Origin of the sequence: Stenotrophomonas sp. ESTM1D_MKCIP4_1 (genome assembly GCF_003086895.1) — a bacterium.
Taxonomy (GTDB): domain Bacteria; phylum Pseudomonadota; class Gammaproteobacteria; order Xanthomonadales; family Xanthomonadaceae; genus Stenotrophomonas.
In genome coordinates, this window is the sequence record NZ_CP026004.1 from 2744278 (window position 1) to 2764882 (window position 20605).

The following is a 20605-nucleotide window of genomic DNA, read 5'->3' on the forward strand; positions in this document are numbered from 1 at the left end:
GCAGCCGGGGAAGGCAGGCGCGATTGGCGCTTCGTTCACGCTGGAAAGTGGACGATTCGATCACCCTGCTGCATGACGCAGTACCACCCTACCGCCGCCTTCACGGCCAGGAGACGCCCCATGAAGATCCAGCTCATCGCCGCTAGCGCCATCGCTACCCTCGCCCTGGCCGGCTGCGCCACCTCGCCTGGTTACGGCGGCGGTGGTTACAACAACGGCGGCTACAACAATGGCGGCTACGGCAACGACGGCTACAACCAGAACCGCTGTGCCGACTGCGGCATCGTCACCCGCATCAACACCGTGGCTTCGGGCCGTACCGCGCCGAGCGCGACCGGCGCCATCCTCGGCGGCATCGTGGGCGCTGTGGCCGGTCATGAGATCTCCGACCACACCGGTGGCAGCCGTGGCAACAAGAACGTCGCCGCCGCCGCAGGCGCAGTGGGCGGCGCCCTGGCCGGGAACCAGATCCAGAAGAACGTGACCAGCGATACGTACGACATCACCGTACGCATGGACGATGGTCGCACCATCGTGGTCAACCAGCGCGATCTGGCGGGCATCCGCGAAAACACCTACGTGCGCGTGGTCAACGGCCGCGTCATCCTGCGCTGATCCGGCAGGCGAAGGTGGCAATGAAAAAGGCCCGCTTGCGCGGGCCTTTTTCGTGCGATGCGTTGTGGCCGGTCAGACCGGCTGCACGGCATCGGCCTGCAGGCCCTTCTGGCCCTGCACGACGGTGAAGGTGACCTTCTGGCCTTCCTTCAGGCTCTTGAAGCCCTGGGTCTGGATGGCACGGAAATGCACGAACACGTCTTCGCCGTTTTCACGGCTGATGAAGCCGAAGCCCTTTGCATCGTTGAACCACTTGACGGTACCGGTCTCGCGATCAGACATCTCACTCACTCCCTGGTGACTCTCTCTTGTTGTTGGAAACGCCTGTTGGGCGGCTGACAAGCAAGGGGGAAGCGAGGTGCAACGATGCAGCGGATCGGTGAGATCTTGCTTCATCAGGCCACGATCCACGGTGACCTTGCCAAGCTCAGCGACTGCAACTTAACCCGACCAAAACGAAAAAGCAACTGGCAAAATCGCTTACTGTCAACCCCAAAAAGACAACCATACGGAACAGCATGGACCTCTCATTCATCTTGTATCTGCTAGCGGTCATTTTTGTCCTGGTCGGGATCGCCGGCATCGTCCTGCCCGCCCTGCCCGGCGTACCGCTGGTCTTCGCCGGCCTGCTGCTGGCCGCGTGGGCCGATGGCTTCAACCATGTCGGCTGGCCCACCCTGCTGGCGCTTGGCGTGCTCACCGCGCTGTCCCTGCTGGTGGACATCCTGTCCACCGTAGTGGGTGCGCAGCGGGTGGGCGCCAGCCGAAAGGCGCTGTGGGGCACCTTCATCGGCAGCATCGTCGGCCTGTTTTTCATGCCCGTCGGCCTGTTTGCCGGTCCATTGCTGGGGGCCCTGCTGGGCGAGTACTGGCACACCCGCGAGCTTGGGCGTTCGACCAAGGTAGGCCTGGCGACCTGGCTCGGCATCCTGCTGGGGCTGGCGCTGAAGCTGGCCGTCGTGATCGCCATGCTGGGACTGTTCGCCTTCGCCTGGTTCCTGTGAACCACCGGCCTTCACGCCACACGCACGCCCGCGCCGGGCATAACTCAAGGGGGCTGGCCGTCGTCACGGGCAGCCGCCACACTGTATGTCTATCCGCATTCACCCCCTGAAGGGCCTGCTGCAATGACCCTCCCCACGCTGCTCCCCCGCTTCGCCCCGCTGGCGTTGGCCCTGGCCAGTGCGCCGCTGGCCGCACAGGAAATCGCACCGACCGCGACCACCACGCCCGCCGGCTGCGCTGCCATCGACACCGATGCCGCACGCCTGGCCTGCTATGACCGCTTGTTCGGCCGCAATGCCCAGGCCACGGCCGAAGCGGACGCCGCCGCGCAGCAGGCCGCACAGGCCCTGCGCGAACAGCGCCGCGCCACCCGCCTCAGCCAGGGCGAGGAGAACCTGCGCGCGCGCGTGGGCGACATCTTCCGCCCGGCACCGGATGACAGCGCCCTGGCCAATGCCGGCCGCGGCTCGCTGCTGGACAGCCGCTGGGAGCTGGCCGAGGATTCCAAGCTGGGCCCGTTCCAGCTGCGTGCCTACAAGCCCGTCTACCTGCTGCCCGCGTTCTGGACCAGCGACAAGAACCAGATGCCGCAGTCGCCCAACCCGGCCAACAGCGTGACCACCCCGCAGGTGCTGGACAGTACCGAGCTGAAGTTCCAGATCAGTTTCAAGACCAAGATCGCCGAGAACCTGTTCGGCGACAACGGTGACATCTGGGCCGGCTACACGCAGAGCTCGCGCTGGCAGGCCTACAACGCCGAAAACTCGCGCCCGTTCCGCGAAACCAACTACGAGCCGGAAGTGATGATGGTGTTCCGCAACGGCTACTCTATCGGTGGCTGGCGCGGGCGGATGACCGGCATCAGCCTCAACCACCAGTCCAACGGCCGTGCCGATCCGCTGTCGCGCAGCTGGAACCGGGTGATGCTCAACATCGGCCTGGACCGCGAGAACTGGGCGCTGGTGCTGCGCCCCTGGTACCGCATTCCGGAAACCCGCAGCGATGACAACAATCCGGACATCGAGGACTACATGGGCCGCGGCGATGCGACCCTGATCTGGAACCGCAACGGCCACGAAATTTCCCTGATGGCGCGCCATTCGCTGCGTACCGGCGACCGTTCGCACGGCGCGCTGCAGCTGGATTACGGCTTCCCGATCAGCAACCTGCTGCGCGGCCACATCCAGGTGTTCGATGGCTACGGCGAAAGCATGATCGACTACAACCACAAGGCCACCTACGTGGGCGTGGGTGTATCGCTGCTGGAGTGGTTCTGATGTCGGTGACGATCTGGCACAACCCTGCGTGCAGCAATTCGCGTGGCGCGCTGGCGTTGATCCGCGAAGCCGGCATCGAACCGGTGGTGGTGGACTACCTGGCCACCCCGCCCGATGAAGCAACGCTGCGTGCGGTACTGGCCGAATCCGGCCTGTCCGCCCGTGACCTGGTGCGCAGCAAGGAAGCCACCTTCGCCGAACTGGGCCTGGCCGATGCCGATGAAGGCACCCTGCTGGCAGCCATGGCCGGGCACCCGCGGCTGATCAACCGCCCGGTGGTGCGCACGCCCAAGGGCACGCGCCTGTGCCGCCCGCCGGAGATCGTGTTGGAGCTGCTGTAACCCGTAGAGTCGACCGTTGGTCGACTGCCCTTCGCACCGCCCGCAGAATTCCCGCGCTGCGCGCGATAGTCGACCAACGGTCGACTCTACCCCGCAGGCACACCCGGTAGAGTCGACCGTTGGTCGACTGCCCTTCGCACCGCCCGCAGAAATCCCGCGCTGTGCGCGATAGTCGACCAACGGTCGACTCTACCCCGCAGGCACACCCGGTAGAGTCGACCGTTGGTCGACTGCCCTTCGCACCGGCCACAGAAATCCCGCGCTGTGCGCGATAGTCGACCAACGGTCGACTCTACCCCGCAGGCACACCCGGTAGAGTCGACCGTTGGTCGACTGCTCCTTGCACCGCCCGAAGACTCACCCGCCGCCGCACGACGCCATGCAACTGTCGGCGTTCTGGCTGCAGCTGATCAACGGCGACTGGTCCATGCAGGCCTGTGCCTGCGACATGCAGGAACGCCGCAGTTCGTCATCGGTGATCCGGTCGCACTTGCTTGCCGCCTGCGCATCGCAGGTCGAACGACGGTCCGAATCGGAGCGCGCCAGGCAGGCGCTGCGGTACTGCTGGCACGCCATCACGCATTGAGCGCTGGCGTTGTTGCCGGGCACACCGTCGTACAGATCACCGCCACTGCTGCAGGCGACAAGAGAAAACACGCACAGCATGGCGAAGCAACGGAACAATGACATTGGACACTCCCTGTTCAATACACCGGACAACCCAGCGAAGGCTAGCAATCCCGACCTTTCCGTGGCGTCAAACGAAAAACGGCGCCCTGCGGCGCCGTTTTCCTGCTTCCGGTGGCGTTACTCCACCACCACCGGAATCTTGCCGATGCGGGCCTGCCATTCGCGCGGGCCGGTCTTGTGCACCGATTCGCCGGTGGAGTCGACCGCCACGGTCACCGGCATGTCCTGCACGGTGAATTCATAGATTGCTTCCATGCCCAGATCGGCGAAGCCGACGACCTTGGCCGCCTTGATCGCCTTGGACACCAGGTAGGCCGAACCACCGACGGCCATCAGGTAGGCCGACTTGTGCTTCTTGATGGCCTCGATCGCGGCCGGGCCACGTTCGGCCTTGCCGACCATGCCCAGCAGGCCGGTCTGCGCCAGCACCTGCTCGGTGAACTTGTCCATGCGGGTGGCAGTGGTCGGGCCGGCCGGGCCCACCACTTCATCGCGCACCGGATCGACCGGGCCGACGTAGTAGATGAAGCGACCCTTCAGGTCGACCGGCAGTTCCTCGCCCTTGTTGAGCATGTCAACCATGCGCTTGTGCGCGGCGTCGCGGCCGGTCAGCAGCTTGCCGTTGAGCAGCAGGGTCTGGCCCGGCTTCCAGTTGGCCACGTCTTCCGGGGTGATCGTATCCAGGTCCACGCGGGTGCCCTTGGACGCGTCGTAGGTCAGCTTCGGCCAGTCTTCCAGCGACGGCGGATCCAGCATCACCGGGCCGCTGCCATCAAGGGTGAAATGCGCATGGCGGGTCGCAGCGCAGTTCGGGATCATCGCCACCGGCAGGTTGGCCGCGTGGGTCGGGTAATCGTTGATCTTGATGTCCAGCACGGTGGTCAGGCCACCCAGGCCCTGTGCACCGATGCCCAGCGCGTTGACCTTCTCGTACAGCTCCAGGCGCAGCTCTTCGATGCGGTTGGACGCACCACGGGCCTGCAGATCGGTGATGTCGATCGGCTCCATCAGCGCTTCCTTGGCCAGCAGCATCGCCTTTTCAGCGGTACCACCAATGCCGATGCCGAGCATGCCCGGCGGACACCAGCCAGCACCCATGGTCGGCACGGTCTTCAGCACCCAGTCGACGATGGAATCGGACGGGTTGAGCATGGCGAACTTGGTCTTGGCCTCCGAACCACCGCCCTTGGCGGCCACGATCACATCGACCGTGTTGCCCGGCACCACCTTGACGTTGACCACGCCCGGGGTGTTGTCCTTGGTGTTGACGCGCTTGCCGGCCGGATCGGCCAGCACCGAGGCGCGCAGCTTGTTGTCCGGGTGCAGGTAGGCGCGGCGGACACCTTCGTTGGCCATGTCTTCCACGCCCATGGTCGCGTCGTCCCAGCGCACGTCCATGCCGATTTCCAGGAACACGGTGACGATGCCGGTGTCCTGGCAGATCGGACGGTGGCCTTCGGCGCACATCCGCGAATTGATCAGGATCTGGGCCATCGCTTCCTTCGCGGCCGGCGACTCCTCACGCTCGTAGGCGGCGGCGAGGTTCTTGATGTAGTCGACCGGGTGGTAGTACGAGATGTACTGCAGCGCGTCGGCGATGGACTGGATGAGGTCTTCCTGCTTGATCGATGTCACGGCTTGCTCGCTTGCTCAAGGCTGGCGGGGGTAATCCGCCCATTTTACCCCCTCCCCCGGCCGCAGGGGTGGTGGTGCTGGCCGCTGGCCGGCAAGATCGCACCAGGTCCGTGTCACGTCCCCACCCTCTACGGCGTCCTTGCCCACATGAACGCTGAATCGACCTTCCAGACCCACCGCCCACGCCTGATGGCGCTGGCCTACCGCCTGCTGGGCAGCCGCGCCGATGCCGAGGACGTCGTGCAGGATGCCTGGCTGCGCTGGTCCGGGGCCGACCCGGCCAGCGTGCGCGACCCCGAGGCGTGGCTGGTGACCGCCACCACGCGGCTGGGCCTTGACCGCCTGCGCGCGGCCCGGCGCGAGCGTGCGCATTACGTGGGCCCCTGGCTGGCCGAACCCCTGGCGATCAGTCTGGAACCCGACCCGGCGCCCGGGCCGGCGCAGCGCCACGCGCTGGCCGACGACGTGTCGGTGGCCTTCCTGACCCTGCTGGAACAACTGGGCCCGGAGGAGCGCGCGGCGCTGCTGCTGAAGGACGTGTTCGATCATGACTATGCCGAGATCGCCGCGCTGATCGGCCACAGCCAGGCGAACTGCCGCCAGCTGGTACATCGTGCCAGGCAACGGCTGCAGGCCGGGCGCCGTCGGTTCAACGCCGATGCCAGCCAGCACCGGGACCTGCTGGCGCGCTTCATGCACGCCACCCAGCAAGGCGACAGCCAGGCCGTGCAGGCCCTGCTGCATGCCAACGCGCGGCTGGTGTCCGATGGCGGCGGCGTAGTCACCGCCGCGATCCGGCCGCTGCTGGGCGCCGAGCGTATCGGCCGCCTGTTCTGGGCCATTGCCCAACGCGGCCTGGGCCATACCGCGCAGCTGGGCTACGTGAACGGCGAACCGGCCATCCTGCGCTTCGATGGCCCGCGCCTGCATTCGGTCACCACCGTGGAAGTGGTGGACGGGTACATCACCCAGGTCTACAGCGTGTTGAATCCGCAGAAACTGTCGGCGCTTGTCACGGTGGGAGACGCGGCGGCGTCCTGGTAGTGAAAGGCGGCCATCGTGGCCGCCGTGGAGCCGAAAATGTCCGACCACGCCTCTCCCCGCGTTCCCTACACCCGCCTGGCCGCCGATGCGTTCAAGGGCCTGCTGGCCACCAGCAAGGCGGTGCATGACAGTTCGATCGACCCGACGCTGATGGAACTGCTGTTCCTGCGCGTGTCCCAGCTCAACGGCTGCGGCTACTGCATGGACATGCATGGCACCGCGCTGCGCAAGGGCGGCATCGAGCCGCGCAAGCTGGACACCCTGCCCGCCTGGCATGAAAGCCGTTTCTTCGATGCACGCGAGCGTGCTGCGCTGGGCTGGGCCGAAGCCCTGACCCGCCTGACCGATGGCGCGCCGTCGCAGGCCGCCTTCGATGCGCTGGCACCACACTTCGATGAAAAGGGCATCAGCGACCTGAGCATGGGCATCGCCGTGATCAATGCTTGGAACCGGCTGGGTGCCGGACTGCTCCCGCCGCTGCCGTGATCGCGCAGGGGGTCGCGCACGGGGTCGGATCCCTTCGCAACGCGAAGGGCTCTGACCCCCACCCACGTTTGCGGGGTCAGAGCCCTTTGCCTGGCAAAGGGCTCTGACCCCCTCTGCACGCGCAACGCGCGCACAATGTCGGCATGCCTGCCGCCCCCGAGAAGAAACCCAGCCTGCGCCAACGCTTCAAGGCGATGCGCAACCTGCCACCGTTCCTGCGCCAGGTGTGGCAGACCAGTCCCGCATTGACCCTTACCAGCCTTGGCCTGCGCCTGATCCGCGCGCTGCTGCCGGTGGCCATGCTGTACGTGGGCAAGCTCATCATCGACACGGCGCTGCACCTCAGCCAGCACGGCGCCGGCTTCCCGCCGCTGGGCGAGGCGCTGTCCAGCGGCCTGCTCAACCCACTGTTGGCCCTGCTCGCGCTGGAATTCGGCCTGGCCATCGCCTCGGACCTGCTCGGCCGGCTGGTCAGCTATGCCGATGCACTGCTGTCGGAACTGTTCGCCAACGCCACCAGCGTGCGCCTCATGGAACACGCCGCCACGCTGGACCTGGAAGACTTCGAGGATCCCGACCTGCAGGACAAGCTGGACCGCGCGCGGCGCCAGACCATGGGCCGGATGAACCTGATGAGCCAGCTGTTCGGCCAGGTGCAGGACGCGATCACCGTGGCCAGCCTGGCCGTGGGCCTGCTGGTCTATGCACCCTGGCTGATCCTGCTGCTGGCTTTGGCACTGGTGCCGGCCTTCATCGGCGAATCGCACTTCAACGCCGCCGGCTACAGCCTCAACTTCCTGTGGACGCCGGAGCGGCGCCAGCTGGACTATCTGCGCCAGCTCGGCGCCAGCGTCGAAACGGCCAAGGAAGTGAAGATCTTCAACCTGCACCGCTTCCTGGTGGATCGCTACCGCCGGCTGTCGGCGGCGCTGTTCCTGGCCAACCGGGCACTGGCACGGCGGCGCGCGTTCTGGGGCACGGTACTGGCCGCGCTGGGCACGCTGGGCTACTACGCGGCCTATGCCTACATTGCCTGGCGCACGGTGCGCGGCGATTTCTCCATCGGCGACCTGACCTTCCTCGCCGGCAGCTTCCTGCGCCTGCGCCAACTGCTGGAAGGCCTGCTCATCGGTTTTTCGCAGGTGGCCAGCCAGGCCCTGTACCTGGACGATCTGTACTCGTTCTTCCAGATCGAGCCGGAAATCCATTCGCGCCAGGACGCCGTTGCCGTGCCGCGGCCGATCCAGCAGGGTTTCGTGTTCGAGAACGTCGGCTTCCGCTATCCCGATGCCGAGCAGTGGGCCGTACGCCATCTCGATTTCCAGCTGCATGCCGGTGAAGTGCTGGCGCTGGTGGGCGAGAACGGCGCCGGCAAAACCACGCTGGTGAAGCTGCTGGCACGCCTGTACGAACCGGACGAAGGCCGCATCCTGCTGGATGGCCGCGACCTGCGCGATTACGACCTGGACGACCTGCGTGCCAATCTCGGCGTCATTTTCCAGGACTTCGTGCGCTACAACCTGACCGCTGGCGAGAACATCGGCGTCGGCCAGGTGGAAGCGATGGCCGACCAGGCGCGCATCGCCGATGCTGCGCGCCGGGGCATGGCCGAAGAAGTGATCGATGCCCTGCCCGGCGGCTACGATCAGCTGATCGGCCGCCGCTTCAAGCAGGGCGTGGACCTGTCCGGCGGGCAGTGGCAGAAGATCGCCATCGCGCGCGCGTGGATGCGCGATGCACAAGTGATGATCCTCGACGAACCAACCGCCGCGCTGGATGCACGCGCCGAATTCGAGGTGTTCCAGCGCTTCCGCGAACTGGCCGACAAGCGCACCGCCGTGCTGATCTCGCATCGGTTTTCCTCGGTACGCATGGCCGACCGCATCCTGGTGCTGGCCGAGGGCCGGCTGGAAGCCAGCGGCACCCATGACCAGCTGATGGCCCAGGGTGGACGCTATGCCGAACTGTTCGAGCTGCAGGCTGCCGGCTACCGATGAACGGCCCTGAGAACGCCTCTCGTTCCGGATAATGAGAACCCCTCTCATTTGAGGTAGAATGGGGCCGACGTCTCCATTGCCTGAATGTGCCCCCATGTCTTCCGCTTTCGGCGCCGAAACGGTGCTTGAGGTCCGCCACTGGACCGATGCCTACTTCAGCTTCACCCTCACCCGCGACAGCGGTTTCCGTTTCGAGAACGGCCAGTTCGTGATGATCGGCCTGGAGACCGAAGCGCGGCCGCTGCTGCGCGCGTACTCCATCGCCAGCGCCAACTGGGAAGAGCATCTCGAGTTCTTCAGCATCAAGGTGCAGGACGGCCCGCTGACCTCGCGCCTGCAGCACATCAAGCCGGGTGACAAGGTGCTGGTCGGCAAGAAGCCCACTGGCACGCTGCTGATCAGCGACCTGCACCCCGGCAAGAACCTGTACCTGCTGGGCACCGGCACCGGCATGGCGCCGTGGCTGTCGGTCATCAAGGACCCGGAAACCTACGAGCGCTTCGAGAAGGTGATCCTCTGCCACGGCGTGCGTTACGAAAAGGACCTGGCCTATCGCGATTACTTCGAGAAGGAACTGCGTGAGCACGAGTTCCTGGGCGAGATGATCGGCGAGAAGCTGCTGTACTACCCGGCCGTCACCCGCGAGCCGTTCGCCAACCAGGGCCGCCTGACGCAGTTGATGGAAAGCGGCGAGATGCAGCGCACCCTCGGCCTGCCCGAACTGAGCCCGGAAAACGATCGCGCGATGATCTGCGGCAGCCCGCAGATGCTGGCCGACCTGCGCGCGGTGCTCGATGCACGGGGTTTCCAGGTGTCGCCGCGTATCGGCCAGCCGGGCCACTACGTGTTCGAGCGCGCGTTCGTCGAGAAGTAATCGTTGACGGTAGAGCCGGCCGCAGGCCGGCTCTCCTCAAAAAGGGGACGGAGGGGATTATGTCGTTTGTGCACAAACGACATAATCCCCTCCGTCCCCTTTGTATTGCGGAAAAGAAACAGATGATCAGGATGATCCACCCCACCCTTGTTGCCCTGCTGCTCCTGCTGGCGGCCAGCGCCAGCGCCGCTGCGCCCTCGCCGAAAGCTGGCGACATTCCGCCGCAGCTGCTCGGCAAGGACCGCAAAGGCGAAATGGTCGACCTGTCGACCCAGCACGGCAAGGTCGTCATCGTCACATTCTGGGCGTCCTGGTGCGGCCCTTGCCGCAAGGAACTGCCGATCCTGGCCAAGCTGCAGTCGGTCATCGGCCACGATGCCCTGCAGGTCTATGCGGTGAACTTCAAGGAACCGCGCGCCGAGTTCGCCGCGCTGGTACGCAACCGCAACTGGCCGGTGCTGGACTACATCCACGACGGCAAAGGCCACGTCAGTGAGCAGTACGGCATCCAGGCGATCCCGCACATGTTCATCATCGGCCACGACGGCGTCATCGCCCATGTGCACCGCGGCTACTCGGAAGACAGCCTGCCGCGGATCATCGACGAGATCATGGCCATGCTGCCTGAGGACGTGCGCAGCCGTCCGGCAGGCGACCGTACCTGACCGTTCTCAGGCCTGCACCGGTAGTGCCGGCCGCTGGCCGGCTCTCAGCCCTGCGCGGTTAGCGCCGGCCGCTGGCCGGCTCTCAGGCCGTCATGGGTTGCCGGCCAGCGGCCGGCACTACCCCGTCACAGCAGCGCTTCGATCGCGCCGCGCAGCTGTTCCGGTGCGGTGGTCGGCGCATAACGCGCCACCACCTGGCCCTGGCGGTCGAGCAGGAACTTGCTGAAGTTCCATTTGATGCGGGCGATGCCCAGCAGGCCACGCTTTTCGTGCGACAGCCAGTGCCACAGCGGGTCGGCACCTTCGCCGTTGACCTCGATCTTCTGCGACAACGGGAAGCTGACCGGGTAATCCAGCGAACAGAACTGGCGGATCTGCGCCGCATCACCGGGCTCCTGCGCGCCGAACTGGTTGCAGGGGAAGCCGATCACCACCAGGCCGCGCTCGCGATAGTCCTGCCACAGCTGTTCCAGGCCGGTGTACTGCGGGGTGAAGCCGCAGCGGCTGGCAACGTTGACCAGCAGCAACGGGCGGCCCTGGTACTGCGCCAGCGCCTGCGGCTGGCCGTCCAGGTCCACGAAACCGAAGTCGAAGGCGTTGGGCATGGCAGACGGTCCGAATGGGGAAGCCCCATGGTAATCGCAGGCCACGCCGGCCGGCGCCGCTGGGCATGCCTTTTGACACAAGTGGCGCCCGGTGCAGGCGGGTTACGCTCGGGCACTTGTCTGCCTTACCGGAGTACCGCCTTGACCACCCGCCTTGCCCTTGCCGTGGCCATGACCCTCGGCCTTGCCCTGCCCGCCTATTCGGCCAGCGCCGCCCCCCAGGCCGCCGCTGCCAACGCCCAGCAGGCCAACCCGTTCTTCGCCGAGAGCCCGCTGCCGCTGCACTTCCCGCAGTTCGACAGGATCAAGGACACGGACTTCGCCCCGGCCTTCGACGCCGGCATGGCGCAGCAGCTGAAGGAAGTGGCGGCGATCGCCGACAACAAGGCCAAGCCGACCTTCGACAACACCATCATCGCCCTGGAAAAGAGCGGTGACGTGCTGGACCGCGCGACCACCGTGTTCTTCAGCCTGGTCGGCGCCGACACCAATGATGCGCGCAAGAAGCTGCAGGCCGACTATTCGGCGAAGTTCGCCGCGCACAGCGATGCGATCGCGCTGAACGGCAAGCTGTTCGCCCGCATCCAGGCGCTGTATGACACCCGCACCCAGCTGGGCCTGGACGCCGAAGGCGTGCGCCTGGTCGAGAAGTACTACGACAACTACGTGCGCGCTGGCGCCAAGCTGTCCGAGGCCGACAAGGCCACGCTGAAGACCATGAATGCCGAGCTGGCCAACCTGGGCACGAAGTTCAGCCAGAACGTGCAGTCGGAAGTGAACGCTTCGGCGATCACCGTCGACGACGTCAAGCAGCTCGACGGCCTGTCCAAGGAACAGATCGCCGCCGCCGCCGAAGCCGCCAAGGCCCGCGGCCTGGACGGCAAGTACGTGATCACCCTGCTGAACACCACCGGCCAGCCGCCGCTGACCAACCTGGCCAACCGCGAGCTGCGCCAGAAGATCTTCGAGGCGTCGGTCAGCCGTGGCAGCCGCGGCGGTGAGTTCGACAACACCGCGCTGGTGTCGCGCATCATGCAGCTGCGCGCCGACAAGGCGAAGCTGATGGGCTTCCCGAACTTTGCCGCCTACAACCTGACCAACCAGACCGCCAAGACCCCCGAAGCGGTCAACGCGATGCTGGGCAAGCTGGCCCCGGCCGCCGTGGCCAACGCCAAGCGCGAAGCCGCCGACCTGCAGGCGATGATCGACAAGGAACAGAAGGCCGCCGGCAAGAAGACCTTCGCCCTGGAGCCGTGGGACTGGGCCTTCTACAGCGAGAAGGTGCGCCAGGCCAAGTACAACTTCGACGAATCGCAGCTCAAGCCGTATTTCGAGATCAAGAACGTGCTGGAAAACGGCGTGTTCTTCGCCGCCAACCAGGAATTCGGCCTGACCTTCAAGCAGCGCACCGACCTGCCGGTGTACCACGACGACGTCACCGTCTATGACGTCTTCGATGCCGACGGCAGCCAGCTGGCGATCTTCATCTTCGACCCCTACGCACGCGCCTCCAAGCGTGGTGGCGCCTGGATGAACTCGTACGTGTCGCAGTCCAAGCTGACCGGCTTCAAGCCGGTGGTGGCCAACCACCTCAACATCCCCAAGCCGCCGGCCGGCCAGCCGACCCTGCTGACCTGGGATGAAGTGACCACCACCTTCCACGAGTTCGGCCACGCCCTGCACGGCATGTTCTCCAACGTGAAGTACCCGTACTTCTCGGGCACCTCGGTGCCGCGTGACTTCGTCGAGTTCCCCTCGCAGGTGAACGAAATGTGGTCGGACAACCCGGCCATCCTGAAGAACTACGCCAAGCACTACCAGAACGGTTCGGCCATGCCGCAGGCACTGCTGGACAAGGTGCTGGCCGCCGCCAAGTTCAACCAGGGCTTTGCCACCACCGAATACCTGGGCGCGGCGATGCTGGACCAGCGCTGGCACCAGATCGGCGCCGACCAGGTGCCGGCCGCCAAGGACGTCATGGCGTTCGAGCGCGCCGCGCTGGAGAAGGACGGCATCTACTACGCGCCGGTCCCGCCGCGCTACAGGACCCCGTACTTCAGCCACATCATGGGCGGCTACTCGGCCGGTTACTACGCCTACATCTGGTCGGAAGTGCTGGACGCCAACACCCAGAAGTGGTTCAAGGACAACGGCGGCCTGAGCCGCAAGAACGGCGATCACTTCCGCGCCACCCTGCTGTCCAAGGGCGGCAGCGTGGATGCCATGCAGCTGTTCCGCGATTTCGCCGGCCACGAGCCGCAGATCGAACCGCTGCTGGAAAAGCGTGGCCTGACCGGCGCCGCCAACTGATCGCCTGCGCGGTTGAGTGAAACGAAAACCGCCCGGGAGACCGGGCGGTTTTTTGTTGGGACGGGGGCAGAGCCCGGGGTCGGATCCCTTTCCAACGGAAAGGGCTCTGACCCCAGCCGCACCCTCACCGCGGTGCCACGTACCCGCCGCGCACGCCTTCCCGCGACAGCACCAGCTGCCACAGCTGCGCATGCCGGCAGCGGAAGCTGGCCATTGACCCGGCCAGATAGAACCGCCACATGCGGCGGAAATGCTCGTCGTAGCGTGCATCGAGCTGCGGCCATGCCGCCTCGACATTGCGCCGCCAGGCCTGCAGGGTCAGGTCATAGTCGGTGCCGAAGTTGTGCCAGTCCTCCAGCACGAAGCGCCCTTCAAACGCGCGGGTGATCTGCACCGCCGAAGGCAGCATCGAATTGGGGAAGATGTAGCGGGCGATCCACGGATCGGTGCGGTGGCGCGACACGTTGCTGCCGATGGTATGCAACAGCAGCAGCCCACGGGGCGACAGGCAGCGCCGGGCCACCTCGAAGAAGCGATCGTAATTCTTGTCACCCACGTGCTCGAACATGCCGATGGAGAACACCGCATCGAAGGGTTCGTCCACGTCGCGGTAGTCCTGCAGCCGGATTTCGATGGGCAGGCCGGCGCACAACTCACGTGCGTAGGCGGCCTGCTCCTGCGAGATGGTCACTCCCACACCGCTCACGCCATAGCGCTCGGCGGCAAACTTCAGCGCCTCGCCCCAGCCGCAGCCGATGTCCAGCACGCGCTGGCCCGGGCGCAGGCCCAGCTTGCGGCACACCAGGTCCAGCTTGGCCTCCTGCGCGGCATCCAGATCGGCCGCGTTGCGCCAGTAGCCGCAGCTGTAGACCATCCGCTGGCCCAGCATGGCCCGGTACAGGTCATTGCCGAGATCGTAATGGCGGCGGCCGACCTCATAGCTGCCCTGCCCGGCCTGCAGGTTGAACAGCCGCGCCTTCAGCGCATCGGCCACCTCTCGCCAGCCGTGCACGCGCTCGTCCAGGTGCGCCATCATCAGGTGGACCAGGAACTCATCCAGGACGTTGGCATCCCACCAACCGTCCATGTAGCTTTCGCCCAGGCCGAGCGAACCATGGCCGATGACCCGCGCGAAGAAGCGCCGGTCATGTATCTGGATGTCCTGTGGCTGGGTACCGCCGATGCGGACCCCGGCCTCCTGGAGCAGGCCGGCAACCCGCTCCTGCAACCCTGTATCCACGTGTCCTCCGTCTGCGGTTACCCGCGTGCGAACAACCCCACGTACTCTTTGGCCACGTGCGGCAGCAGCACGGCAGCAGGCACATCCGCGGTCTGCGTGCCATCCGAATACGGCCCCACCTGGTAGGGCGGGAACACAAAGCGCAGCGCCGTGATCTGGCCCTTGTCGTCGGTCAGCGGCTGGAACTGGCTGAAGTTCTCGGCCTGCGGCCCGGTGCCGTCGGCAATCATCCGCGAGGCGTTGCGCAGTGATTCCTGCAACTCCGCCGGCTGCATGTCCTCGCCACTGAGACGGGTGGCCACGCGCTCGCGCAGCTGATCGGCGACGAAATCACTGATCGCCTTCCAGCCCTTGTCATCGGCCACCAGCGTGCCGGCGCTGAGCATCTGCTGCTGCGGCACCAGCCACACAAATCGGGCCACCAGCGGCTCGCCATGGGCGCCCCCGGTGTAGCGGCTGCCATCGGCGCTGACCACCACCAGCTGCGGGGTCTCCAGCACCTTCTCGAAGCTCAGCGACAGCTCGTAAGGCATCGTCGGCTTGTCGTTGCCCAGACCATCCAGCGCCTGCTGCAGGTCAGCGCGGGCAGAAGTGGCATACGCCTGCAGCGCGCGGGCCAGGCCCGGGTAACGGTCGATGCCGGCCGGGTAGCTAATGCCCACCACTTCACGTTCGTTGTTCTCCACCACATCGCGCAGATCCAGCGGCGCTTCAGCGGCAGGCGTGGGCTCGGTCGCGGCGGCTTCGGCGGCCGGCGCTGCCTCGACGGCGGGAGCCGCCTCCTGGCCGCGCTGGCAACCGGCCAGCAGCAGCACGCCCATTGCGCCAGCCAGCGCGCCTGTGCGCAGTGGCTGGTTGTTTCCAGTCTTCATCGGGATCCCCTGTTCATGTTCGTACATCATCGCCTGCGATGGCTGAAGCGTGGCCCGCTGCATTCAGCCTACCAGCAGGTCGTGAAACTCTTCGTGGCGCTGCAGGAAGGCCTCCGCAAAGGCACACGCAGGCACCACCTTGTAACGGTTCTCGCGGGCGAAGCGCAGCGCGACGCGGGTCAACTCACCGGCAATGCCACGGCCGGCAATCGGCTCCGGCACTTCGGTGTGGGTGATGACCATGCGCCTGCGCTTGATCTGGTAGTCCAGCAACGCCCGCTGTCCACGCACATGGGCGATGAAACGGTGGTTGGCCTGGTCGTGCTCGACCTCGTAGGCCAGACCGGGGGGCGTGACCGAAGCCATGGGACTGTCTCCTGCGGCAACTGCGCGCATGGTGCGCAGCCGCCCGCCATGACCGCGTGAAGCCTGAACAGGGGCAGGTCTGGTCAATCTGCGTCAGATCCGGCCCTCAAGCTGCAGCGATGGCAGCCGCTATCCCCTCTGGAGGGATACGGCCAGCTTGGCACGCCCCTTGCGAAAGTCGACGTTGTGTCATGCCTTTGGAGGCCCGCCATGCAACCCAGTGATTCCCGTACCGACACCGACCACGCCCTGCTGGAGGGCCTGCTGCAGCTGGCAGTGGAAGGTCAGACCGAGGACCAGGACTTCCAGCGGATCGGCGAGGAAGTGTTCTCGCGCCTGCTCGATACCTACGGCCAGCCGACGCGGGCGGCCTGAGCCGCCGCCACGCGGGTCGGATCCTGCTGGATCCGACCCTGCGCTGCGTCAGCGGCCGAACCCGAAGCTCGGGTTCGACAGCTCGGCCAGGAAGTGGCCGAAAATGGCCGGCTGCATGGCCAGCATGAAGATCACGCCGAAGGCCGCACCGGCCAGGTGCGCACTGTGGTTGATGCGGTCGCCACCCCGCTTGTCCATCCAGATGCTGTAGCCGACGTAGAACACGGCATAGATGATCGCCGGCGCCGGAATGAAGAACACCAGGATGATCGTCCACGGGCTGAGCAGGATGAAGGCGAACAGCACCGCCGACACCGCACCCGATGCACCCAGGCTCAGGTAGTTCGGGTTCTTCTGGTTCTTCAGGTAGCTGGGCAGGATCGATACCAGCAGCGCCCCCAGATAGAACGCCGGGTAGGTCAGCCAGCTGCCGGTCAACGACAGCATCACCTTCTCGATCTGCCCGCCGAAGAAGAACAGGGTGATCATGTTGAAGATCAGGTGCGACCAGTCGGCATGGATGAAGCCATAGGTGATCAGCCGGTCGTACTGGCGGTGGCGGTCCACCGCTGGCGGCCACAGGATCATGCGGTCGGCCAGCTTGCGGTTGTTGAACGCCATCCAGGAAAGGATGGCGGTGATGGCGATCAACAGGAGATTGACGGGGGTCATGTCAGCTCAGGCTCAGGCGGTGCGGTAGTTGTCGACCATACGATAGCGTCGCGCATACCAACCGAAGGCCAACGCCGCCAGGAAGGCGAAGCCGGCGAAGAAGAACATCAGGAAGGCCGCCTCGCTCAGGCCCGTGCTGGCGATCTTGTGGGTGACCGCCTCGTTGCGCACCGCCGCGTTGGACAGCAGCACCCACAGGTTGCCGATGGTGGTGGTCAGGTTCCAGAAACTCATCACCACGCCCTTCATCGCCTGCGGCGCCTGGCTGTAGGCGAACTCCAGGCCGGTGGCAGACACCAGCACCTCACCGAAGGTCAGCAGCGCGTACGGCAGCATCTGCCAGAAGATCGACATGGCGTTGCCGCCGTCCATCACCACCTGGATGCCACCCACCACGATCCACGCCAGGCCGCTGAAGGCGATGCCGGCGGTCATGCGGCGCAGCGCGGTGGGCTCGAAGCCGAAGCGGCGCAGGGCCGGGTACAGCACCAGGTTGTTGAACGGAATCAGGATCATCACCAGCAGCGGGTTCAAGGCCTGCATCTGCGAGGCGGTGAACCAGCTCGGCATCTGCATCTGCTGGCCCTGCAGGACCCAGGTCGAGGCCTTCTGGTCGAACAGCGAGAAGAACGGCGTGGTCAGCGCGAAGATGACCAGCACGCGCAGCACCGAACGCACGCCTTCCACGGCCTCGGCCGGATGCTGGGCACGCGCGCGGTCCAGCTGCAGCCAGGTGCCGCCGCCAATGCCGGCCAGGACCAGCACCAGGGCGATGCACAGGCAGATGACGATGCCCAGGCTGCCGACCAGGCCCAGCGAGGCCACGGCCAGCACCACGCCGGCCACGGCGAGGGCCAGGCCCGGACGGCCCTGCCCGGCCACGCGTGCGGTCAGTGCGGTACGCACCACGTTGGCGAACGAATGCGGATCCTTCGGCGGCAGCGGCACCAGCACATAGCGCTTGCGGCCCAGCCAGAACACGAAGGTGGCCACGAACATCAGGATGCCCGGGATGCCGAACGCCCACTGCGGGCCCCAGTTCTTCAGCACCAGCGGGATCAGCAGCGAGGCGAACAGCGAGCCGAAGTTGATGATCCAGTAGAACGCGTCGAAGACGATCTTGGCCAGGTGCTTGTTGCTCTGGTCGAACTGGTCACCCATGAACGAGGCAACCAGCGGCTTGATGCCACCGGCACCCAGCGCGATCAGGCCCAGGCCGAGGAAGAAGCCCTCGCGGCTGTTCTCGAACAGCGCAAGGCAGAGGTGGCCGGCGCAGTAGACCAGGCTGAACCAGAGGATGGTGTGGTACTTGCCGAAGAACTTGTCGGCCAGCCAGCCGCCCAGCAGCGGGAAGAAGTACACGCCGATCATGAAGCTGTGCATGATGTCCTTGGCTTCACCGGCACGGCCTTCCGCAGTGATTTCCTGCAGCAGCAGCGAGGTGATCAGGAACTGCACCAGGATGTTGCGCATCCCGTAGAAGCTGAACCGCTCGCAGGCCTCATTGCCGATGATGTAGGGGATCTGGCGCGGCATCTTTCCCTGGCCGGCGATGGGGGCGGCTGCGTCGTGGCTCATCCTGCAAGGCATTCCTGAAAGGCGAAATATCACAGGTTACCGGAAGCAGGGCGCGCCACGCACGCTGCAGGGCTGCATGACAGCGCCGCGGATCCATGGCAGGCGCGCGGGGCCCCTGCCGGAAGTCACGGCACCTGCACGGCAAAAGCGTAAACTTATCGTTATGCGCTGCCTTCCCCCTGCCCGCCTCCTGCTCGGATGCCTCGTGCTTCTGCTGGCCGTGCCTGCGGGCGCGCGGCCGCAATCCACACCGTTGGCCGGCGCCGTCGTTGAAGAGGGCCATCAATTGACCGTCGCCGCGCTGGAACTGCCCAGCCGCGATGACGCACAGTGGAAACAGCGCCGCGAACAGGTCCTGCAGCTGTTGACCGAACTGCAGCCGGACGTGATCTCGGTCCAGCAGGTGCTGCAGCAGCAGGGCCGCAACCCGGCCTGCTGGCTGGCCAGCCGCCTGCGCTACAGCTGTGATTTCGTCACCGCCGATCCTCCCAGCCAGCCGCTGCGGCACGGCAACGCCATGCTGACCCGCCTGCCGGTGAGCGAAGACGGGGTGACCCTGCTGCATCCGCCGGGCACGTTCAGTGCCGCCGGAATGATGCGCCTGCGCCTGGGTGATGCCCTGCTCAACGTCTACGTGGCCCGCCTGCGCCCGGACCCGGACGAGGCCACGGCACGCCAGCACCAGGCCAGCGACCTGATGACCTGGATCGGCGCCACCTCCGACGGCATGCCCAGCCTGATCGCCGGCGATTTCGGCGCTGGCACGCCTGAGCTTGTGCGCAGCACGCCCGGTTTCCAGCCGGCCCGGCGCAATCCCGGCGGCAAGCCTGACGCCCCCGCCGCCAGCGGTGGCGGCGCCAGCGGCCATGGCCTTGACGTCCTGTTCCAGGTGAAGCACTTCGGCGGCATCCGCCAGCAACCGATCCTGCTGCCGGCCGATGGCGATCTTCCCGGCCTGCGGCTGGGAGTCCTGGCGACCCTGCGGCTGCAGGGCGTGCCCGCCACCGAATAGGTACTGCCGGCCGCTGGCCGGCATTTCCGATACCGCGAGGCTGCGCCTGCAGGGCGTGCCCGCCACCGAACAGGTAGTGCCGGCCGCTGGCCGGCACTACCGATAACGCAAAAAGGCCGGGGTTTCCCCCGGCCTCTTCGTTCGTTTCAATCGGTCACCGCAATCAGGCGATCGCTTCCTGGTAACGACGCTCGACTTCGTTCCAGTCGATGACGTTGAAGAACGCGCCGATGTATTCCGGGCGACGGTTCTGGTACTTCAGGTAGTAGGCGTGCTCCCACACATCCAGGCCCAGGATCGGCGTATTGCCTTCCATCAGCGGACTGTCCTGGTTGCCGGTGCTTTCAACCACAACCTTCTTGTCGGGGGTGACGCTCAGCCATGCCCAGCCGCTGCCGAAGCGGGTCAGCGCCGCCTTGGTGAAGGCGTCCTTGAAGGTGTCGAAGCCGCCCAGGTCCTTGTCGATGGCCTTGGCCACGTCGCCCACCGGGTTGCCGCCGGCATTGGGGGCCATCACGGTCCAGAACAGCGAGTGGTTGGCGTGGCCACCCCCGTTGTTGCGCACCGGACCCTGCAGGTTCTCCGGCAGCGACTTCAGCTTCTTCACCAGCTCTTCGACCGGCAGGTCAGCGTACTCGGTGCCTTCCAGCGCCGCGTTGACGTTGTTGATGTAGGTCTGGTGATGCTTGGTGTGATGGATTTCCATCGTTGCCGCATCGATGTTCGGTTCCAGCGCGTCGTAGGCGTAGGACAGCTTGGGCAGGGTGTAGGCCATGATGCATCTCCGTGATAGCGAGGGCACCCGACGGCGTCGTCGGGCGGTGCGCGTTGAATGATGGGGACAGACGCGCAGATTACCAAGGGGGATGTAAAGGAAATTGCGTCCTGCGGGTGATTGCACTGGCAATTGTTACGCAGCGGTGACGCAGCCGCCGATCCTCATGCG

The 20605-nt window shown here is 65.8% G+C and carries 22 protein-coding genes; 12 read left to right on the forward strand and 10 right to left on the reverse strand.

The window, feature by feature from the left end:
• Positions 1–120 precede the first annotated feature (120 nt).
• Positions 121–615 carry a glycine zipper 2TM domain-containing protein gene (locus C1924_RS12565; protein ID WP_108765607.1) on the forward strand — a complete coding sequence of 165 codons (495 nt, stop codon included), beginning with the start codon at positions 121–123 and terminating at the stop codon, positions 613–615.
• Between the two features lie 72 nt (positions 616–687).
• Here C1924_RS12565 and C1924_RS12570 read toward each other — a convergent pair whose 3' ends face one another.
• On the reverse strand, positions 688–897 hold the full coding sequence (locus C1924_RS12570; RefSeq protein WP_108765608.1) for a cold-shock protein: 210 nt from the start codon (positions 895–897) through the stop codon (positions 688–690).
• A gap of 236 nt (positions 898–1133) precedes the next feature.
• Between C1924_RS12570 and C1924_RS12575 the strand changes: the two genes are divergently transcribed.
• From C1924_RS12575 to arsC, 3 genes are all read left to right on the forward strand, one after another.
• Complete coding sequence (locus C1924_RS12575; protein WP_108765609.1) at positions 1134–1619, forward strand: DUF456 domain-containing protein; 486 nt, start codon at positions 1134–1136, stop codon at positions 1617–1619.
• A 123-nt stretch (positions 1620–1742) separates the two neighbouring features.
• Positions 1743–2897, forward strand: a complete 1155-nt coding sequence (locus C1924_RS12580) for a phospholipase A (protein ID WP_108765610.1) — start codon at positions 1743–1745, stop codon at positions 2895–2897.
• Entirely contained in the window at positions 2897–3238 is a 342-nt protein-coding gene (arsC, locus tag C1924_RS12585) for an arsenate reductase (glutaredoxin) (RefSeq protein ID WP_108765611.1), read from the forward strand. The genes C1924_RS12580 and arsC overlap by 1 nt, the downstream gene beginning before the upstream one ends.
• Before the next feature lie 357 nt (positions 3239–3595).
• Here arsC and C1924_RS12590 read toward each other — a convergent pair whose 3' ends face one another.
• Complete coding sequence (locus C1924_RS12590) at positions 3596–3928, reverse strand: hypothetical protein (RefSeq protein WP_108765612.1); 333 nt, start codon at positions 3926–3928, stop codon at positions 3596–3598.
• 117 nt (positions 3929–4045) lie between these two features.
• On the reverse strand, positions 4046–5563 hold the full coding sequence (locus tag C1924_RS12595; protein ID WP_108765613.1) for a fumarate hydratase: 1518 nt from the start codon (positions 5561–5563) through the stop codon (positions 4046–4048).
• 147 nt (positions 5564–5710) lie between these two features.
• On the opposite strand from C1924_RS12595, the gene C1924_RS12600 reads away from it, so the two are divergent.
• The 5 genes from C1924_RS12600 to C1924_RS12620 all read left to right on the forward strand — a co-directional run bounded on the left by C1924_RS12600 (position 5711) and on the right by C1924_RS12620 (position 10629).
• Positions 5711–6607, forward strand: a complete 897-nt coding sequence (locus tag C1924_RS12600; RefSeq protein WP_108765614.1) for an RNA polymerase sigma-70 factor — start codon at positions 5711–5713, stop codon at positions 6605–6607.
• A gap of 36 nt (positions 6608–6643) precedes the next feature.
• Positions 6644–7093: a carboxymuconolactone decarboxylase family protein gene (locus C1924_RS12605; RefSeq protein WP_108765615.1), complete on the forward strand. Its 450-nt coding sequence runs from the start codon at positions 6644–6646 to the stop codon at positions 7091–7093.
• A 143-nt stretch (positions 7094–7236) separates the two neighbouring features.
• Entirely contained in the window at positions 7237–9090 is a 1854-nt protein-coding gene (locus tag C1924_RS12610) for an ABC transporter ATP-binding protein (RefSeq protein WP_108765616.1), read from the forward strand.
• Between the two features lie 94 nt (positions 9091–9184).
• Entirely contained in the window at positions 9185–9964 is a 780-nt protein-coding gene (locus tag C1924_RS12615; RefSeq protein ID WP_108765617.1) for a ferredoxin--NADP reductase, read from the forward strand.
• 122 nt (positions 9965–10086) lie between these two features.
• Complete coding sequence (locus tag C1924_RS12620) at positions 10087–10629, forward strand: TlpA disulfide reductase family protein (protein WP_108765618.1); 543 nt, start codon at positions 10087–10089, stop codon at positions 10627–10629.
• A gap of 125 nt (positions 10630–10754) precedes the next feature.
• Here the strand turns inward: C1924_RS12620 and C1924_RS12625 are convergent, their stop codons facing one another.
• On the reverse strand, positions 10755–11234 hold the full coding sequence (locus tag C1924_RS12625; RefSeq protein WP_108765619.1) for a glutathione peroxidase: 480 nt from the start codon (positions 11232–11234) through the stop codon (positions 10755–10757).
• 141 nt (positions 11235–11375) lie between these two features.
• On the opposite strand from C1924_RS12625, the gene C1924_RS12630 reads away from it, so the two are divergent.
• The gene (locus C1924_RS12630; RefSeq protein WP_108765620.1) at positions 11376–13544 is read left to right on the forward strand and encodes a M3 family metallopeptidase; all 2169 of its coding nucleotides are present in this window, start codon (positions 11376–11378) and stop codon (positions 13542–13544) included.
• Positions 13545–13668: 124 nt separating this feature from the next.
• Here C1924_RS12630 and cfa read toward each other — a convergent pair whose 3' ends face one another.
• From cfa to C1924_RS12645, 3 genes are all read right to left on the reverse strand, one after another.
• The gene (gene cfa, locus C1924_RS12635; RefSeq protein ID WP_108765621.1) at positions 13669–14784 is read right to left on the reverse strand and encodes a cyclopropane fatty acyl phospholipid synthase; all 1116 of its coding nucleotides are present in this window, start codon (positions 14782–14784) and stop codon (positions 13669–13671) included.
• Positions 14785–14801: 17 nt separating this feature from the next.
• Complete coding sequence (locus C1924_RS12640; protein WP_254051135.1) at positions 14802–15656, reverse strand: DUF3298 and DUF4163 domain-containing protein; 855 nt, start codon at positions 15654–15656, stop codon at positions 14802–14804.
• A gap of 63 nt (positions 15657–15719) precedes the next feature.
• On the reverse strand, positions 15720–16022 hold the full coding sequence (locus C1924_RS12645) for a GNAT family N-acetyltransferase (RefSeq protein WP_108765622.1): 303 nt from the start codon (positions 16020–16022) through the stop codon (positions 15720–15722).
• Between the two features lie 210 nt (positions 16023–16232).
• On the opposite strand from C1924_RS12645, the gene C1924_RS20415 reads away from it, so the two are divergent.
• Positions 16233–16397, forward strand: a complete 165-nt coding sequence (locus C1924_RS20415) for a hypothetical protein (RefSeq protein ID WP_174208960.1) — start codon at positions 16233–16235, stop codon at positions 16395–16397.
• 48 nt (positions 16398–16445) lie between these two features.
• On the opposite strand, the gene C1924_RS12650 is transcribed toward C1924_RS20415, so the two are convergent.
• Both C1924_RS12650 and C1924_RS12655 read right to left on the reverse strand, forming a co-directional pair.
• The gene (locus tag C1924_RS12650; RefSeq protein WP_108765623.1) at positions 16446–17069 is read right to left on the reverse strand and encodes a rhomboid family intramembrane serine protease; all 624 of its coding nucleotides are present in this window, start codon (positions 17067–17069) and stop codon (positions 16446–16448) included.
• 12 nt (positions 17070–17081) lie between these two features.
• On the reverse strand, positions 17082–18647 hold the full coding sequence (locus tag C1924_RS12655; protein ID WP_108765624.1) for an oligopeptide:H+ symporter: 1566 nt from the start codon (positions 18645–18647) through the stop codon (positions 17082–17084).
• Between the two features lie 163 nt (positions 18648–18810).
• On the opposite strand from C1924_RS12655, the gene C1924_RS12660 reads away from it, so the two are divergent.
• Positions 18811–19659 (forward strand): endonuclease/exonuclease/phosphatase family protein, encoded by an 849-nt coding sequence (locus C1924_RS12660; protein WP_108765625.1) that lies wholly within the window; start codon positions 18811–18813, stop codon positions 19657–19659.
• 163 nt (positions 19660–19822) lie between these two features.
• Here the strand turns inward: C1924_RS12660 and C1924_RS12665 are convergent, their stop codons facing one another.
• Entirely contained in the window at positions 19823–20434 is a 612-nt protein-coding gene (locus C1924_RS12665) for a superoxide dismutase (RefSeq protein ID WP_108765626.1), read from the reverse strand.
• Positions 20435–20605: the final 171 nt, after the last annotated feature.

What these genes read in the sequence shown, in the direction of transcription:
- C1924_RS12565 (WP_108765607.1), top strand. Translation starts at nt 121, where the DNA reads ATGAAGATCCAGCTCATCGCCGCTAGCGCCATCGCTACCCTCGCCCTG.
- C1924_RS12570 (WP_108765608.1), bottom strand. Translation starts at nt 897, where the DNA reads ATGTCTGATCGCGAGACCGGTACCGTCAAGTGGTTCAACGATGCAAAG.
- C1924_RS12575 (WP_108765609.1), top strand. Translation starts at nt 1,134, where the DNA reads ATGGACCTCTCATTCATCTTGTATCTGCTAGCGGTCATTTTTGTCCTG.
- C1924_RS12580 (WP_108765610.1), top strand. Translation starts at nt 1,743, where the DNA reads ATGACCCTCCCCACGCTGCTCCCCCGCTTCGCCCCGCTGGCGTTGGCC.
- arsC (WP_108765611.1), top strand. Translation starts at nt 2,897, where the DNA reads ATGTCGGTGACGATCTGGCACAACCCTGCGTGCAGCAATTCGCGTGGC.
- C1924_RS12590 (WP_108765612.1), bottom strand. Translation starts at nt 3,928, where the DNA reads ATGTCATTGTTCCGTTGCTTCGCCATGCTGTGCGTGTTTTCTCTTGTC.
- C1924_RS12600 (WP_108765614.1), top strand. Translation starts at nt 5,711, where the DNA reads ATGAACGCTGAATCGACCTTCCAGACCCACCGCCCACGCCTGATGGCG.
- C1924_RS12605 (WP_108765615.1), top strand. Translation starts at nt 6,644, where the DNA reads ATGTCCGACCACGCCTCTCCCCGCGTTCCCTACACCCGCCTGGCCGCC.
- C1924_RS12610 (WP_108765616.1), top strand. Translation starts at nt 7,237, where the DNA reads ATGCCTGCCGCCCCCGAGAAGAAACCCAGCCTGCGCCAACGCTTCAAG.
- C1924_RS12615 (WP_108765617.1), top strand. Translation starts at nt 9,185, where the DNA reads ATGTCTTCCGCTTTCGGCGCCGAAACGGTGCTTGAGGTCCGCCACTGG.
- C1924_RS12620 (WP_108765618.1), top strand. Translation starts at nt 10,087, where the DNA reads ATGATCAGGATGATCCACCCCACCCTTGTTGCCCTGCTGCTCCTGCTG.
- C1924_RS12625 (WP_108765619.1), bottom strand. Translation starts at nt 11,234, where the DNA reads ATGCCCAACGCCTTCGACTTCGGTTTCGTGGACCTGGACGGCCAGCCG.
- C1924_RS12640 (WP_254051135.1), bottom strand. Translation starts at nt 15,656, where the DNA reads ATGAAGACTGGAAACAACCAGCCACTGCGCACAGGCGCGCTGGCTGGC.
- C1924_RS12645 (WP_108765622.1), bottom strand. Translation starts at nt 16,022, where the DNA reads ATGGCTTCGGTCACGCCCCCCGGTCTGGCCTACGAGGTCGAGCACGAC.
- C1924_RS20415 (WP_174208960.1), top strand. Translation starts at nt 16,233, where the DNA reads ATGCAACCCAGTGATTCCCGTACCGACACCGACCACGCCCTGCTGGAG.
- C1924_RS12650 (WP_108765623.1), bottom strand. Translation starts at nt 17,069, where the DNA reads ATGACCCCCGTCAATCTCCTGTTGATCGCCATCACCGCCATCCTTTCC.
- C1924_RS12655 (WP_108765624.1), bottom strand. Translation starts at nt 18,647, where the DNA reads ATGAGCCACGACGCAGCCGCCCCCATCGCCGGCCAGGGAAAGATGCCG.
- C1924_RS12660 (WP_108765625.1), top strand. Translation starts at nt 18,811, where the DNA reads ATGCGCTGCCTTCCCCCTGCCCGCCTCCTGCTCGGATGCCTCGTGCTT.
- C1924_RS12665 (WP_108765626.1), bottom strand. Translation starts at nt 20,434, where the DNA reads ATGGCCTACACCCTGCCCAAGCTGTCCTACGCCTACGACGCGCTGGAA.